Raw genomic sequence first — 14,991 nt, 5'->3', positions numbered from 1 at the left:
GGCGGCAGTGAAGCCGGGGGCCGGATATGTCCGGCCCCAAGGCCTCAGAACAGCTCGTCGAGCAGCAGGTGGAAACGGAGCCGGGCCTCGTCCGGCTCCGTGATGCCGTAAGCCGCGAGCATCGCCGCCTGGGCGTCCGCGCCGTAAGCGGACAGATTGTTCCACAGGATCGCCAGATCCTGCCACGGGTCGGCCAGACCCAGCCGGCCGACATCGATCATCCCGGCCACGGCCCCGTCGGCGATCAGCAGATTGCCGGTCGAAAAATCGCCATGCGTGACCACGCGGCGCAGCCCCTCGGGCCGGGTGGCAACCAGCGCGTCCCAGACCTGGGCGGCGGTCCAGCCCTGGCGCTCGGCATCGAAATCGGTTTCATCGACCAGACCCAGCTCGATGTTGCGGCTGGCGGCCGTCATGCGCAGGTCCGCACCCATTTCGAACGGACACTGGCCGGCGGGCAGCGCATGAAAATCACGCAGATAGCGCCCGAGCAGCGCGGCAATCTCCGCCGCGCGGTGCGGCTCGGCAGCCAGCAGCGCATCGACCGTCACGCCCGACAGCGCCTCGGTCAGCAGCCAGGCCGCCCCGCCTTCGCTGGCAAAGGCCAGCATGCGCGGCGCCGGCCAGCGCCCCTCAAGCCAGCGCAGCCGCGCCATTTCATTGGTCAGTTCATCGGCCACGCGGCCGGTGCCATATTTCAGATAGGCGGGCCGCTCGCCCTGCCGCGCGAACACCAGCCCGCCGGATTCGCCCCCGGTGACCGGAACCCAATCCCCGTCGAGCATGGCCGGAAACGGCGTCGGCATCGGGCAATCGGGCATGGCAACCTCCTCAAGCGGGCAATTCGGCGATCCTTGCCTCCAGCTCGTCGCGCCACGGCGCATCGGCCGGGCTGCGGGCGAGCAGCTGCTGCCACAGCTCCCGCGCCTCGTTGAAGCGGCCCGACTGGGCGAGCGCCAGCCCCATGAAGAAGGGCGGGCCGGGATGCAGCGGCGCGATCTCCGCGGCGCGCCGGAACGCGAACATCGCGGCCGGGGACACCTGCCCCTCATTATAGACGACAAATGCGTTGCCGAACCCCAGCCACAGATCGGGGTCGCGCGGATAATCCTTCAGTCCCCGGCGGATGAAGCCGATCGCCGCCGCCGGAACCCCCGCGCGCATCGCGCCGTCGGCGGCAATCAGATATTGCTGCGCCCCGCCCATGCGGTCGCCAAACTTTGCCCTGAGCGCGATTTCGGCATCGGCCACCCGTGCCGCATCGGCGCGCGTCGCGCGTGGCGCGCCGGGCAGATCGGGCCGCCCCTGCAGGGCATAGCCGGCCAGACCGAGCAGAAGCGCGGCGGCCACCACCTCAAACGCCGCGCGCGGCAGGCTGGCAAAGCGCCACATGGCAAGGCCGACCAGCACCACCAGGCCGATCACCGGCAGCCATCCCGTCATCGCCGTCCCCTCCCCCGGAAGCGCCCGCGCGCCAGCCAGCCGCCCAGGGCAAGCAGGATCAGCGGCGTGACCCACAAGGGCGCGGTGACGGCATCGACCGGCGGTTCATAGGTCACCCAGCGGCCATAGCGTTCGATCAGCCAGTCGCGGATCGACTCGGGCGTCTCGCCGGCGTCGATGCGGCTGCGCACCAGCGCGCGCATGTCGCCGGCCAGTTCCGCATCGCTGTCGGCAATCGACTGGCCCTGACAGACGATGCAGCGCAGCGTCAGCATCAGATCATGCGCGACGCGCTCCTTTGCCGGATCGGCCAGCTGTTCATGCGCATAACGGGCCGGCGGCAGCGCGGAATCGGCCAGCGCCGGCCCGGCAAGGGCGAGCAGCGCGACAAAGGCGGCGGCGCACGGGCGCACAGGCGCGCTCACCGTGCCGCCTCGTCAAGCCGGGCGAGGATGTCGGGGATATTCTCCGCCCGGATGTCGCCGATATGCTGGTGGCGGATGATGCCGCGCCCGTCGACGACGAACGTCTCGGGCACGCCCGATGATCCCATCGCCAGCTGCACGCGCGACACGGTGTCGGACCCGATATGGCGATAGGGGTCGCCGTGCCGCGCAAGGAAGCCGGCGACATCCTGCGGCCGGTCGCGGATCGCGATCGCGTCGATCTCGACCCCGCGCCGCTTCAGCTCCATCAGCACCGGCGCTTCGGCGACGCAGGGCACGCACCAGCTGGCAAAGACGTTGAGCAGGCGGGGCTTGCCGGTTGCCAGCGCGCGGCTGTCGAACCGGCCGCGCCCCGGCGCGCCTTCGGGCAGGTCGAACGCCGGCACCGGCTTGCCGACCATGCGCGAGGTGATGCTGCGGTCTGCCGGGGCGTAAAGGCCGTGCGCGACAAAGCCCAGAAAGGCGACGAACCCCGCGAGCGGCAGCCAGAGAATAAGCGCGCGTTTCATGCGAACGCCGCCACCGGCTGGCGCGCCGCGCGACGCACCCGGCCGACCAGCGCCAGCGCACCGCCCAGCGCGATCAGCCCGCCGCCCAGCCAGATCAGGGTCACGAACGGTTTCCACCACAGCCGCAGCTGCCAGCGCCCGCGCTCATCCTGCGCGCCCAGCACCGTGTAGAGCTGACCGTCCCAGGCAGTGGCGATGGCCGATTCGCTGGTCTGGGTCACCGGATTGGGCCAGCTGCGCGCCTGCGGCTTGAGCGTGATCGGCGCATTGGTGCCGCGCTGCGCGACCAAAGTGGCTTCAAGCGCGGTCCAGTTCGGCCCGGCGACCGGATCGATCGCCGTCAGCCTGACCGAATAAGGCCCGACCATGCGCGCCTCGCCCGGGTTGAGCGCGACCAAAGTTTCACGGGTAAAGGCGCTGTCGCACGCCATGCCCGCCAGCGATACGGCCACACCCAGATGCGCGATCACCATGCCCCAGATGAACAGCGGCGTGCGCCTGAGGTTACGGCCAAAGAGCGGCGCGACACTGGCCGCGCCAACGCCGATTGCCGTCACCAGCCCGAGCAGCGGCAGGATGCGGATGCCCGGCGCAAATACCAGCACCGCGCCCAGCGCGGCGACCCCGGCCAACATCGGCACCGCCAGCCGCCGGATCAGCGCCTTTGCCTGGTCGCGCCGCCAGCGCAGAAGCGGCCCCGCCGCCATCAGCACGAACATCAACAGCGCGAGCGGCCCGGCGGTCGCGTCGAAATAAGGCGGGCCGACCGACAATTTCTCGCCCGACAGCGCCTCGGCCGCCAGCGGATAGAGCGTGCCGACGAACACCACGCCCAGGATCGCGGTGAGCAGCAGATTGTTGCCGACAAGCGCGCCCTCGCGGCTCACCGGCTCGAACTGCGCGCCTTCCTTGACGGTCGCGATGCGCAACCCGAACAGCGCCAGCGCGCCGCCGATATAGAGCGCGAGCAGCGCGAGGATGAACGACCCGCGCTGGGGATCGACGGCAAAGGCGTGAACGCTGGTCAGAATGCCGGAGCGCACAAGGAAGGTGCCGACCATCGACATCGAAAAGGCGATGACCGCCAGCATCACCGTCCAGGCGCGCAGCGCATCGCGCGTTGCCAGCACGGTCACCGAATGCAGCAGCGCGGTCGCCGCCAGCCAGGGCATCAGCGAGGCATTTTCAACCGGGTCCCAGAACCACCAGCCGCCCCAGCCCAGCTCATAATAGGCCCAGTAGCTGCCGGCGGTGATGCCGAGCGTCAGCATGATCCATGCCGCCAGCACCCAGGGCCGCATCGCGCGGGCAAAACCGGCATCGACCTCGCGCGTCAGCAGCGCGCCGACCGCGAAGGAAAAGGCAACCGACAGCCCGACATAGCCGAGGTAAAGCGTCGGCGGATGAAAGGCGAGGCCCGGATCCTGAAGCAGCGGGTTGAGCCCCTGCCCCTCGGCCGCCGCCGGTGCCAGCCGCTCGAACGGGTTTGACGAAAACAGCAGAAACGCGAAAAAGCCGAGGCCGATCGCAGCCTGGGCGGCAAGCGTCGCATGGCGCATCCGCGCGCTCACCCGCCGTTCGAACAGCGCCACCGCCGCGCCCGCCACGCCCAGGATCGTCACCCAGAGCAGCATCGAGCCCTCGTGATTTCCCCAGGTGCCGGCGATCTTGTAGAGCATCGGCTTGGCCGAATGGCTGTTGGCCGCCACCAGCCGCACCGACATGTCGGATTCGGTGAACAGCCAGACGAGCAGCATGAAGGCAAGCAGCGTTAGCAGCCCCTGGGCAACCGCCGCCGGGCCGACCACCGCCCCGCCGACCATCCGGGCGGCATCGCCGCGCCCGGCAAAGGCGGTCGCCCCCATCACCAGCTGCAGCAGCGCGAGCGCCGCCGCCAGCCACAATGCGGCCAGCCCCGCCTCGGCGATCATGGCTTCAGCGTCCCGGTCTTGTGACGCTGGCCGTCGCCCCCCCGTTCCAGCTCGGGGGGCATGTAGCGCTCGTCATGCTTGGCGAGAATCGTGTCGGCGACGAACACGCCGTCGGGGCCGAATGCGCCTTCCGCGACCACGCCGCTCTTCTCCTTGAACAGATCGGGCGGAATGCCGCGAAACCGCACTTTGGTGGTCGACGGCCCGTCGGCGACGACGAAATCGATGGTCACGCCGTCCGCCGCGCGGCGGATCGATTTGTCGGCGACCATGCCGCCCAGCCGGATGCGCTGCCCCGGATCGACCGGGCTGCGCGCCAGATCGGCGGGCGAATAGAAATAGGCCGCCTGATCGCGCAGCGCCGAGGCGGCAAGCAGGCCAGCCCCGACCAGTGACGCCAGCGCGACCACGCCGAGCGTCAGTCTTTGGTGCTTTGCCTTCATTTGCGCCGGATCGCCTCCGCCTCGCGCTCGGCCCGGCGCATCGCCGCCCAGGCATGGAGGGACAGGCCCGCCGCACCCAGCACGGTGATCGCATAGGCGGCGATGATATAGGGCCAGTGGTTCATGCCGCCGCCAGCCGGCGCAGCCGCGCCTCGACCTTGGCGCTCGCCAGCGTCGCGCGCATCCGCATCAGCACGATGGCCCCGAACAGCAGCGAGAAACCCAGAGTTGTGAAGGCGAGCGGCCACAGGATTTCAGGCGCGATCGCCGAACCGCGCACGGTGATGCTCGGCCCCTGATGCAGCGAGTTCCACCAGACGACCGACCGGTTGATGATCGGCACATTGACCGCGCCGACCAGCCCGAAAATGGCGGTGGCGCGCGACACGCTGGTCTTTTCCTCGCTCGCGCCCGCAAGCGCGATATAGCCGATATAGAGGAACAGCAGCACGAGCATCGACGTCATCCGCCCGTCCCACTGCCACCATGTGCCCCAGGTGCGGCTGCCCCAGATCGAGCCCGAAATCAGGCAGATGGCGGTAAAATAAGCCCCGGGCAGCGCAATCGCCCGCGCCGCGACCCCGGCCAGCGGATGCCGCCAGACCAGCTGGGTCAGGCTGGCGATCGCAATGCCGGTCCACCCGCCCATGCCCAGCCAGGCGGCGGGCACATGCACATACATGATCCGGACGCTCTCGCCCTGCAGGTAATCGGGCGGGGCCAGCATCAGCCCGGCATAGAAGCCATAAAGGCAAAGCGCCGCGCCAAGACCGAACAGCCATGGGGTGAGCGGCCGGGCAAGCCCCAGAAAACGGGTTGGATTCGCGAAGCCGTGCATGATCTGGGCTAACCTTAACCGACCGGACGGCCAAGCGGAAGCGCCGAATGGGCCAGCCGGTTGCCGCCCGGCCGGACCGAGCGATCAGCGCCAGACGATCAGGCCGGGACGATCAGGCCCGCACGGGCGGGCCGATGCTCAGCCCCGGCCGATCAGCTGCTGCGCGATGCGGTCGGCGACATGGGCGGCGGGATCGCCGGTCGCGGCGCTTTCGGCCCAGACCTGTTCCAGCCGTTCGGGGATCTGGCGGATGCGCGCGCGCACCTCGGCCTCGTCGCCCTGCCCCAGATATTCCAGCCCGACATTGATGATGCCGCCGGCGTTGATCACATAATCGGGCGCATAGAGAATGCCCCGGCCATGGATGCGGTCGCCATCGGCGTGGGTCGCCAGCTGGTTGTTCGCCCCGCCGGCGACGATCGGCGCCTTGAGCGCGGCGATGCTCGCCTCGGTCAGCACCGCGCCCAGCGCATTGGGGCTGATGACATCGGCCTCGATGGCCAGAATCTCGTCGGTCGCGGCGGTCGCCGCACCCAGTTCGGCCGCCAGTTCGGCGGCGCGCGCCGCGTTGACATCGGCAAGCGTCAGGCGCGCGCCTTCGGCTGCCAGCAGCCGGGCAACCCCGCCACCGACGCTGCCGACGCCCTGAATGGCGACATGCACGCCCGCCATGTCGTCACGGCCGAGCGCACGGCGCACCGCAGCCTTGATGCCCAGAAACACGCCATAGGCGGTGAACGGCCCCGGATCGCCGCCCGCGCTGCCCTGTTCGACCGGCAGGCCCGACACGAAGCGGGTGTGGCGCGACACGGCGACCATGTCGGCGGTCGAAATGCCGACATCCTCCGCGGTGACATAGCGGCCACCCAGCGAATCGACCGAGCGGCCGAACGCGGCGAGCATCGCCTCGGTCTTGGTTCCCTGCGCATCGGCCAGGATGACGCCCTTGCCGCCGCCCAGCGGCAGCCCGGCCATGGCGTTCTTGTAGCTCATGCCGCGCGACAGGCGCAGCGCGTCGGTCACCGCATCGTCGCGGCGCGGATAATGCCAGAAACGCGCGCCGCCCGCCGCCGGGCCAAGCGCGGTCGAATGCACGGCAACGACCGCCGTCAGCCCGCTGTCGCGGTCGCGGAACAGGTGCACGCCCTCATGGTCGTCAAAATCCGGCAAATCCCAGACGTTCACGGCAAACCCTTATCAAATCAAGATGATGGGGCGATCGACGGGACTTGAACCCGCAACCCCTGGTACCACAAACCAGTGCTCTAACCGATTGAGCTACGATCGCCGTAACGGCTGGAACCGCGGCGGGCACATAGGAGCGCGAACGCCCCCGCGTCAAGCACATGGCGCACCCGGATCGATCAATAATCGCCCGACAGGTCGAGAACCGGCCGGTTTGCCCCCGTCACGCGCAGCCGCGCCGTCCAGCCGGCCCGCCCCAGCCGGAGCGTCAGCCGCTCGGTGCCGCCGGCGCTCACCAGGTCCAGCCGCACATCGCCCGCAGCGCAGGAAACCGGCCCCGACAGGCGCAGCGCCGCGCCCGCCGCCAGGCCCGGCACTGCCGCTGCCGGCAGGTCCGCAGTCACCCGCCCGCGCGCGCTGACGCAGCGGCCGCCCGAAAAGCCGATACCGACCTCATCCAGTTCGACCGCCTCCACCGGCGGCAGGCCGGCCGCGCCCGCCAGCACGATCCGCCCGGTCGCCGAATCGAGCGACTGCCCCCCGGCCCGGCTTCGATCCGCGCCGCAAATGCCGGCACATATCCCGCAAGGCCCAGCCGCACCCGGCCGGTCAGCAGCGCCAGCGGGTCCAGCCCGGCCTGCACGTCGCCCAGCATCAACGGCCCGATCCGGGCATCGACCAGCCGGCCCGACCACAGGCTGCCGGTCGCGGCGCGGGCGGCAAGCACCGGCGGCATCAGCCCCAGCACGACGCGGAGCGGCATCAGCGCGATCAGCGCGACGACGAAGCCCAGCCCCGCGACCAGCACGATCCGGCGGCTCATCGCCCGGCCGCCCCCGGCGCGGCGATCAGCCCGGCCTCGACCTGCACGGTCTGGTCGGCATTGGCGCGGACCGCCAGCCGCTCGACCACCACGCCCTCGCCATCGAGCGCCGCGATCCATGCAAAGGCGGCGGCTGGCCGCGCGGCGGGAATGATCAGCGCCGCCCGGCCCGCGCCCTGCGGCGTGACGGCGGCTCCGGCAAAGCCCGCCGCCTCCGCCGCCGCGCCGATGCGGGTCGCCAGATCGCCCGGCACAGCGGGGCGCGCGCGCGCCGCGCGGTCGAGCCGCGCCAGCGCCGCCGCCCGCGCCTCAACCCGCCCGGCCAGCAGCACCGCCTCGGCATGGCGCGCCTCGGCCCGGGCCAGCCCGGCGGCCAGCGGACGCGCAATGCCCAGCCAGCCGATCACGACCGCCAGCAGCGCCAGCATCACCGCAATCAGCACGCGTTCCCGCGCGCTCAGGGCGCGGAACCAGCCCGACAGCTGCCCGACAGCGCTCATCCGCCGATCCTCAGTTCGCCGCGGATGCGGCCATTTTCGGTCACAAAGGGCGGCGTCTCGACCGCCAGCCCGGCGGCGCGCAGCCGGGCCGCCAGCGCCTCGACCTCCGCCGCGCCGGGTGCGGAAATCGTCGCGCGCAGCAACCCATCCACGGAAAAACTCATTTCTTTCAACTCGATCGCTGGGGCAGCCGCCAACCCGGCAAACAATGTGCCCGCCGTTGCGGCAAAGCCTGCGCCGCCACCCTGGCGCTGGGCCAGCCGGGCATCGAGCGCCGCCACACCCCCGGCAGGCGCGGCCTTTGCGGCAGCCGCCGCCTCCAGCCGCGCGGCGGCAAGATTGAGCCGAACCATCTCGGCCAGCGGCACGGCTGCGCTCAGCACCGCCAGCGCCGCAGCAAACATGCCGAGCCGTTGGATCCGCTCCGGCGCGACCGCCAGCCGGCGGCGGCGCGCAAACCGCCCCTGCCGCAGGTCGAGCGGCGGATGGGCGAGCACCGCAGCGAAGGCCGCGGCCATGTCCACCGCCATCACCGGCGCGTCAGCGGTCAGCAGCGGGGTCAGCGCCGGATCATCGGCAAAGGCGCAGTCCGCCCCGCGCAGCACCGCGCCCTCCCCCAGTCCAGACGGGCAAAGCCGGTCGCCGGCACCGGCGGCAACAGGATTGCCGGCCAGATTTCATCGGGATCGACCCCCGCCGATGCCAGCCCCCCAGCCATGCCTGCATCCGCGCCGCCGTGACCAGCGCGACCGGCCGCGTCGCCCCTTCAGCCGGGCCGACGGCGACATGGGTGTCGCCGGCAGGATCGAGCAGCTGATCGGCCAGCATCGCCCGCGCCGCCCCGCCCGCCTGGGCCGGGGGCATGGCCCCGAGGTCGAGCCGCACCAGCCGCACCGCATCGGCGGGCGCGACCGCCACCAGCAGCTCGTCCGGCCCCGTCGCCGGCAGCGGCAGGCCGCCATGGGCGATTTCCCGTCCGCGCCCGTCGCTGCCGCGCTCGATCCGGTGCCAGCCGGCGGGCCGGTCATTGTCCCCGATCCTGACGAGCAGCAGGCTGCCCGTGTCGCGTGCCGGCCGCGTCACTGGCCGTCGCCCCAGCGCCGGGCGACGATCCGCGCCGGATTTGCCCCGGCATCGATCAGCGCGCGTTCGGCAAAATCGGCCCCGCCCACCGCCACCTCAACATCGAGCGCGAACCAGCGCGTCTGGACGCGCGGCTGGGCCTGCACATCGGCGGGCGCTTCGGCACCCAGCCGCCCGGCATCGTTCCAGAATGCGGCAACGCTTTCCCAGCCCCCGGCCGGGCGGCGGGCGATCAGCGCCCGGGCGCGGGCCGGGGGGATCTGTTCGGGCGACAACATGGTGAGCAGCGGCACCTGTTCGGGCGTGAGCGTGTTGACGTTGATCGGCGACAGGTCGGTCACCGGCAAGGTGCAAACCCAGGGCTTCAGCCGCTGATAAAGGGCCGGGCCGATCCCGGCAATGGCGGCCAGTTCGCTGGGATCCGCCAGGACGGTGCCGGCGGTCAGATGCGGCACCGGCAGCGCGCGATAGGCGGCATCCTCTGCCCCCATTGCGCGCGGATAGTCATCGGTGTCGATCCAGTCGGCAAGCGCATCGCCGGCCCGCCGCGCCTCGGCAGCACCAATGCCCAGCCCCTCCATCAGCGCGACGAACTGGGCCAGCCCCGTCGGGCGGGTGACGAAGCGGATGTCCGGCCCCGTCGTCGCGCCCGACACCACGCTGTTGAGATTGAAGCAATTGCCGCCATCGCTCAGCCGCGCCGCCGCCAGCCCGGCGGGCAAAGGCAGGCCGACTCGCCGCCCCTGCCAGCCGCCCGGATCGGCGCGCTCCCCGGCCGCACGGCGCAGGGCGGCGATGCGCGCGACCGCCACCTGTTCGGCGGCAAGCGCCAGGAAACGCGCCTGTTCGATGCCCGCACCATTGGCGGCGATGCGCGTCGCGAGCCTCAGCCGGTCAAGCGCCATCGCCGCCAGCCCGGCCATGATCGCGACCAGCATCAAGACCGCCAGCAACGCGGCCCCGCGCTCATGCGCCCGAATGCGGATCAGGGCCGGGCGCGTCACTGGCCGGCCCCGACCAGATAGGCATGGCGGGTCTCCACCCCGCCCGGCCCGGTGACGACCAGTTCGAGCGCCAGCGGCAGCGCATCGCGGGCAAGCGGATCCCAGCGGTCGCGCCAGCCCGCGCGGCTGCGATAACGCAGCCGGATCGCCTGCGCATCGGCGATCACCGGCTCTGGCGCGAGCGGCGCGGCACCATCGAGCATCGGCCAGATCCGCCTCTCCAGCCGCGCGCCCGCCAGCCGGTATTCGACCCGCTGCAGCTCGGCCCGGGGGGCATCGTCCAGATTGTCCCAGCCGCCGCGCACCAGAGTGAAGCCGTCGGGCCCGCCGGCAAAGGCCGGTTCCATCGCCCCGGCGGCATTGCGCGTCGGGCGCGGCACCGCCTGGGCCAGATCGGCGCGCAGCAGCGCATCGACGCGGCGGGCGGCGGCCAGCTCGTCCAGCCGCGCACGCACCGCCCCTGCGACTGGACGCTGATGCGCAGCACCGCGATGCCGGCCGCCGCGAGCAGCGCGAAGACGAGCAGCGCGACCAGCAGCTCGACGAGCGTAAATCCCTGCGCGGCGGCGCGCTGCCCGTCGGTCCGCGTCGTCATGCGACGGGCCTGAGCACGGTCAGCAGCGCGGGTGCGCCGCCGCCCGCGACCATGATGTCGATGCGCAGCAGCGGCTGGCCGGCCACCGCCTCGGCCCTGACCGTCCAGCGCCAGCGGCGGCCGCCATTGGCGAGCGCGCCAGTCCTGACGCCGGCGGGCGGGGGCAGCGGATCGGTCAGCAGATCGACCGCGATGTTGCGCGCGACCAGCTCTGCCTGTTGCCGCTCGGCCAGGTCGGCGGTCTGGCGGACCGAGGCGGTTTCCAGCCGCATCAGCGCGAGTGCCGCCAGGCCGAACAGCAGCAGCGCGACCAGCAGCTCGACAAGCGTGAAACCGGCCCCGCGCGCGGTCATCTCAGCCGCCGACCGACACTGCGCCATCGGCGGCGATGCGCACGCCGATCCGCACCCCGTCGCGCGTCAGCACGAGGGAGAATGGTCCGCTCGGCCGCCCGGTCGCGTCGAACGCGGTGCGCGCCGCAGGCGGCCCGCCCAGCTCCGCCCGCACGCCCGCGCCCCAGGGCCGGGCGGCAAAGGCGCGGTCAACGACCGGCAGCCACTGGCCGTCGCGCCGCCGGTCGAACGCATAGCCGCTGGCGGTGACACGCAGCGCGACCGGCCGCCCCTCAATGACCGCCATGTCGCGCGCCGCCGCGGTGCGCGCGGCAAAACGCTCCGCCTCGTCCAGCAGATCGCCGCGCGGATCGGGCATGGTCAGCACCACCGCGCCCGCCATCAACCCGATGATCGCGATCACGACCATCAGTTCGACCAGCGTGAAGCCGTGTTCGGCGGAACGCCATGAAGACGTGAAGCCGTGTTCGGCCGAACGCCTGCGCGGTGGTGCGCCGCGTCCGGTGCTTCGCCGACCGGGATCAGTCCCAATTGCCGATATCGGCATTCTCGGCCTCGCCCCCCTCTTTGCCGTCCGCGCCGAGCGTCCAGACATCGACGGGGCCGTGCGTGCCAGGCGCGGCATAGAGATAGGGCCGCCCCCAAGGGTCGTCGGGCAGGCGCTTCACATAGCCGCCCGGCCGGTAACGCTGCGGCTGGGCAAGGCCCGGCGGCGGCGCGACCAGCGCCTTCAGCCCGTCGGTCGTCTGCGGATAGGCAAGATTGTCGAGCCGGTACATTTCAAGCGCCTGTTCAAGCGTCGCAATGTCCGCCCGCGCCTTTTCCATCGCCGCCTTGTCGCCCGCCGGCAGCACATTCACCGCGACGATCGTCGCCAAAAGTCCGATGATCACGATCACGACCATCAGTTCGACCAGCGTGAAGCCGTGTTCGGCCGAACGCCGCGAAGACATGAAGCCGTGTTCGGCGGAACGCTTCACAGACGTGAAGCCGTGTTCGGCGTAACGCCGAGAAGACGTGAAGCCGTGTTCGGCGGAACGCCGAACGGGCGCGCGAATGGCACGCGAGAGAAAAGCCGCGCGGGGCGGCGGAATCGGGCAAGGGTCATCATCTTCCTCATCATCCGGCCCCCTTATAATCCGGCCAGCGTCTCCAGCTGCAAAATCGGCAGCAGGATCGCCAGCACAATCGCGGCGACCAGCGCCCCCATCATCACGATGATGGCCGGTTCAAGCAGCGCCAGCGCGGTCGCGGTAAAGCCGTCAAACTCGCGCTCCAGATAATCGGCGGCGCGTTCGAGCATCTGGTCGAGCCGGCCCGATGCCTCACCGCCCGCCGCCAGATAGACGAGCAGCGGCGGAAACACCCCGGCGCGGCGCAGCGCCGCCGACAGGCTGCCGCCGCCGCGGATCGCCTCGACAATCTCGTCGGTCGCGGCGCGCAGTGCGCGGTTGTGGATCGTGCCCGCAGTCAGCGCCAGCCCGTCGAGCAGCGGCAGCCGCGAGGCGACCATGGTCGCGAGCGTGCGCGCCATGCGCGCGGCATGCAGGTCACGGATCAGCCGCCCGATCAGCGGCAGGCCGAGCAAAGCGCGGTCAAAGGCCAGCCGGGTGCGCGGCTCGGTCAGCGCCCGCGCCGCGATCAGCCCCGAAGCGACCAGCCCGGCAAGCAGCGCCCACCACCAGCCGACCAGAAAGTCCGACAGGCCGATGACCATGCGGGTGAGCAAAGGCAGCCGCTGCCCGACCGTGTCGAACTGTTCGACCACCTTTGGAACGACGAACACCATCAGCGCCGCGACCACGAACAGGGCGACCAGCGCCAGCACCGCCGGATAGGCGGTGGCGGTGACGATTTTCGAGCGCATCTGCGCCTGACGTTCGAGCAGCGCCGACAGCCGCTCAAGGATCACCGGCAGCGCGCCCGAACCCTCCCCGGCGCTCACCATCGCGCGGTAGAGCGGCGGAAAGCTCAACGGCGCGCGGGCCATGGCATCGGACAGCCGCCGCCCCTCCACCACCCCCTGATGCACCTGGCCGACAATCTGCCGGACATGCGGCTGTTCGGACTGGACGGCCATCGTCCGCAGGGATTCCTCAAGCGGGCTGACCTGGGTCAGCGTCGCCAGCTGGCGGGTGAACAGGGTCAGGTCCTTGGCCGACAGCCGGCGGCGGCGCGCGAACGGGCGGGCCCGCATGCCCACGGGCGGATCGGCGGTCCCCGGTTCCAGCCGCACGACGAACAGGCGGCGCTGATCAAGCTGCTGGCGCGCCAGATCGGCCGAGGCGGCGGCAATGCGTCCGCGCCGCTCCCCGCCCGGGCGTCGATCGCCAGATAGTCATAATCAGGCATCGACCGGCTCGCGGCGCGAGATGCGCACCGCCTCTTCCGCCGTGGTTTCGCCCGTACGCACCAGCGCCCGCGCGGCAGCCCCCAGATTGGGGGCGTTCAGGAACGCATGGCGGGCGATGATCGCTTCGTCGCCGCCATCGTTGATCAGCCGCCGGATCGTCTCGTCGACGCGCACCGCCTCGAACACGCCGATGCGGCCGCGAAAGCCGCTCTGCCCGCAGGCGTCGCAGCCGACCGGCTCATAAACGATCTCGCCGGGATCAAAGCCGAGCAGCGCCGCCACCGACCCGCTCGCCGCGACCGGGCGGCGGCAATCGGGGCACAGCCGCCTGACCAGCCGCTGCGCGATGACCGCGCGCAGCGTGGAGGCGAGCAGGAATGGCTCCACCTTCATGTCGCGCATCCGCGTGATCGCGCCGACGGCATCGTTGGTGTGGACGGTCGACAGCACCAGATGGCCGGTCAGCGACGCCTGCACGGCGATGTCGGCGGTTTCGCGGTCGCGGATTTCGCCGACCATCACCACATCGGGATCCTGGCGCAGGATCGCGCGCAGCCCGGCGGCAAAGGTCAGCCCGACCTTGGCATTGACCTGGGTCTGGCCGACGCCCTCGACCGCATATTCGACCGGATCCTCGACGGTCAGGATGTTGCGCGTGCCGTCATTCAATAGCCTGAGGCTCGCATAGAGCGTCGTCGTCTTGCCCGATCCGGTCGGGCCGGTGACAAGGATGATGCCATTGGGCTCGGCCAGTGCATCGCGCAGCACCGCCTCCGCCCCCGGCGCGAGGCCGAGCAGGGCAAGGTCCATGCCCGCATTGGCCTTGTCGAGGATGCGCAGCACCACCCGCTCGCCCGCCCGGCTGGGCAGGGTCGACACGCGCACGTCGAGCAGCTTGCCGCCCAAAGTCAGCGAAATGCGCCCGTCCTGCGGCACGCGCCGCTCGGCAATGTCGAGCCGCGCCATCACCTTGATGCGGCTGACGAGCACCGGGGCGACATGGGCGGGCATGCGCAATGTTTCGCGCAGCACGCCATCGATGCGCATCCGCACGACCAGCCCGGTCTCATAAGGCTCGACATGGATGTCCGACACGCCCTGGCGCACGGCATCGGCGATCACGCCGTTGATCAGCCGGATGGCGGGCGCATCGTCGGCGGTGTCGAGCAGATCGTCGGCGGTCGGCAGATCGCCCGCGATCAGCGCCAGATCGTCGCCCAGCCCGAGCGAGCCTGCCGCCATCGCCGCCGCCTCGCCGCCCAGCGCATAATGATCCGACAGCAGCCGGTCGAACGCATCCGGGGCGACAAAGGCGACGTCGAACCCCTGTGCCAGATGCCGCCTGACCTCGAGCAGAATGGCCGGGTCCGCCCCCTCGCGCAGCGCGACCGACAGCCTGTCCCCCGACCCCGCCATCAGGATGACGCCGTGACGCCGGGCAAAGCCATAGGGGATGGCGATGGGCAGCGCCGCCGGTGCCGGCAT

20 protein-coding genes, 1 tRNA gene and 2 pseudogenes are annotated in these 14,991 nt (G+C 71.2%); all 23 read right to left on the bottom strand.

The window, feature by feature from the left end; genetic code table 11:
* Positions 1-44: 44 nt before the first annotated feature.
* Complete coding sequence (locus tag GVO57_RS08575) at positions 45-821, bottom strand: APH(3') family aminoglycoside O-phosphotransferase (protein WP_160592789.1); 777 nt, start codon at positions 819-821, stop codon at positions 45-47.
* 10 nt (positions 822-831) lie between these two features.
* Complete coding sequence (locus GVO57_RS08570) at positions 832-1,443, bottom strand: tetratricopeptide repeat protein (protein ID WP_233281308.1); 612 nt, start codon at positions 1,441-1,443, stop codon at positions 832-834.
* On the bottom strand, positions 1,440-1,868 hold the full coding sequence (locus GVO57_RS08565) for a cytochrome c-type biogenesis protein (protein ID WP_233281307.1): 429 nt from the start codon (positions 1,866-1,868) through the stop codon (positions 1,440-1,442). Before GVO57_RS08565 ends, GVO57_RS08570 begins: the two co-directional genes overlap by 4 nt.
* Entirely contained in the window at positions 1,865-2,398 is a 534-nt protein-coding gene (locus GVO57_RS08560; protein ID WP_160592788.1) for a DsbE family thiol:disulfide interchange protein, read from the bottom strand. The genes GVO57_RS08565 and GVO57_RS08560 overlap by 4 nt, the downstream gene beginning before the upstream one ends.
* A complete protein-coding gene (locus GVO57_RS08555) occupies positions 2,395-4,329 on the bottom strand; it encodes a heme lyase CcmF/NrfE family subunit (protein ID WP_160592787.1) in 1,935 nt (644 codons plus the stop codon). The genes GVO57_RS08560 and GVO57_RS08555 overlap by 4 nt, the downstream gene beginning before the upstream one ends.
* A complete protein-coding gene (ccmE, locus tag GVO57_RS08550; protein ID WP_160592786.1) occupies positions 4,326-4,772 on the bottom strand; it encodes a cytochrome c maturation protein CcmE in 447 nt (148 codons plus the stop codon). Before ccmE ends, GVO57_RS08555 begins: the two co-directional genes overlap by 4 nt.
* Positions 4,769-4,897, bottom strand: a complete 129-nt coding sequence (gene ccmD / locus GVO57_RS08545; RefSeq protein ID WP_160592785.1) for a heme exporter protein CcmD — start codon at positions 4,895-4,897, stop codon at positions 4,769-4,771. The genes ccmE and ccmD overlap by 4 nt, the downstream gene beginning before the upstream one ends.
* Positions 4,894-5,610 carry a heme ABC transporter permease CcmC gene (ccmC, locus tag GVO57_RS08540; RefSeq protein WP_160592784.1) on the bottom strand — a complete coding sequence of 239 codons (717 nt, stop codon included), beginning with the start codon at positions 5,608-5,610 and terminating at the stop codon, positions 4,894-4,896. Before ccmC ends, ccmD begins: the two co-directional genes overlap by 4 nt.
* Positions 5,611-5,748: 138 nt before the next feature.
* A complete protein-coding gene (locus GVO57_RS08535) occupies positions 5,749-6,795 on the bottom strand; it encodes a Glu/Leu/Phe/Val family dehydrogenase (protein WP_160592783.1) in 1,047 nt (348 codons plus the stop codon).
* A 26-nt stretch (positions 6,796-6,821) separates the two neighbouring features.
* Positions 6,822-6,898, bottom strand: a tRNA-His gene (locus tag GVO57_RS08530).
* Between the two features lie 76 nt (positions 6,899-6,974).
* A complete protein-coding gene (locus GVO57_RS08525; protein ID WP_160592782.1) occupies positions 6,975-7,199 on the bottom strand; it encodes a hypothetical protein in 225 nt (74 codons plus the stop codon).
* Positions 7,196-7,618 carry a type II secretion system protein N gene (gspN, locus tag GVO57_RS08520; RefSeq protein WP_160592781.1) on the bottom strand — a complete coding sequence of 141 codons (423 nt, stop codon included), beginning with the start codon at positions 7,616-7,618 and terminating at the stop codon, positions 7,196-7,198. The genes GVO57_RS08525 and gspN overlap by 4 nt, the downstream gene beginning before the upstream one ends.
* On the bottom strand, positions 7,615-8,118 hold the full coding sequence (gspM, locus tag GVO57_RS08515; RefSeq protein ID WP_160592780.1) for a type II secretion system protein GspM: 504 nt from the start codon (positions 8,116-8,118) through the stop codon (positions 7,615-7,617). The genes gspN and gspM overlap by 4 nt, the downstream gene beginning before the upstream one ends.
* A complete protein-coding gene (locus GVO57_RS08510) occupies positions 8,115-8,723 on the bottom strand; it encodes a hypothetical protein (protein ID WP_160592779.1) in 609 nt (202 codons plus the stop codon). The genes gspM and GVO57_RS08510 overlap by 4 nt, the downstream gene beginning before the upstream one ends.
* Complete coding sequence (locus GVO57_RS08505; RefSeq protein WP_160592778.1) at positions 8,689-9,201, bottom strand: type II secretion system protein L; 513 nt, start codon at positions 9,199-9,201, stop codon at positions 8,689-8,691. The genes GVO57_RS08510 and GVO57_RS08505 overlap by 35 nt, the downstream gene beginning before the upstream one ends.
* Positions 9,198-10,154 (bottom strand): type II secretion system minor pseudopilin GspK, encoded by a 957-nt coding sequence (gene gspK / locus GVO57_RS08500; RefSeq protein WP_233281306.1) that lies wholly within the window; start codon positions 10,152-10,154, stop codon positions 9,198-9,200. The genes GVO57_RS08505 and gspK overlap by 4 nt, the downstream gene beginning before the upstream one ends.
* Before the next feature lie 47 nt (positions 10,155-10,201).
* Entirely contained in the window at positions 10,202-10,660 is a 459-nt protein-coding gene (gspJ, locus tag GVO57_RS14995) for a type II secretion system minor pseudopilin GspJ (RefSeq protein ID WP_233281305.1), read from the bottom strand.
* 68 nt (positions 10,661-10,728) lie between these two features.
* Positions 10,729-10,800, bottom strand: a pseudogene (locus GVO57_RS15615) (prepilin-type N-terminal cleavage/methylation domain-containing protein); the annotation flags it as partial.
* Entirely contained in the window at positions 10,797-11,153 is a 357-nt protein-coding gene (gspI, locus tag GVO57_RS08485) for a type II secretion system minor pseudopilin GspI (protein ID WP_160592775.1), read from the bottom strand. The pseudogene GVO57_RS15615 and the gene gspI, both read right to left, overlap by 4 nt.
* 1 nt (position 11,154) lies before the next feature.
* Entirely contained in the window at positions 11,155-11,562 is a 408-nt protein-coding gene (locus GVO57_RS08480) for a GspH/FimT family pseudopilin (protein WP_233281304.1), read from the bottom strand.
* A 112-nt stretch (positions 11,563-11,674) separates the two neighbouring features.
* Positions 11,675-12,106: a type II secretion system major pseudopilin GspG gene (gene gspG, locus GVO57_RS08475; RefSeq protein WP_160592773.1), complete on the bottom strand. Its 432-nt coding sequence runs from the start codon at positions 12,104-12,106 to the stop codon at positions 11,675-11,677.
* A 179-nt stretch (positions 12,107-12,285) separates the two neighbouring features.
* Positions 12,286-13,505: pseudogene (gene gspF, locus GVO57_RS08470) on the bottom strand (type II secretion system inner membrane protein GspF).
* Positions 13,498-14,991 (bottom strand): GspE/PulE family protein, encoded by a 1,494-nt coding sequence (locus tag GVO57_RS08465; RefSeq protein ID WP_160593915.1) that lies wholly within the window; start codon positions 14,989-14,991, stop codon positions 13,498-13,500. The pseudogene gspF and the gene GVO57_RS08465 overlap by 8 nt, the downstream one beginning before the upstream one ends.

This window comes from Sphingomonas changnyeongensis, assembly GCF_009913435.1.
Classification (GTDB): Bacteria; Pseudomonadota; Alphaproteobacteria; order Sphingomonadales; family Sphingomonadaceae; genus Sphingomonas_B; species Sphingomonas_B changnyeongensis.
The sequence above is the reverse complement of the archived record's forward strand: the minus strand, read 5'-3'. Positions and strand labels throughout refer to the sequence as shown.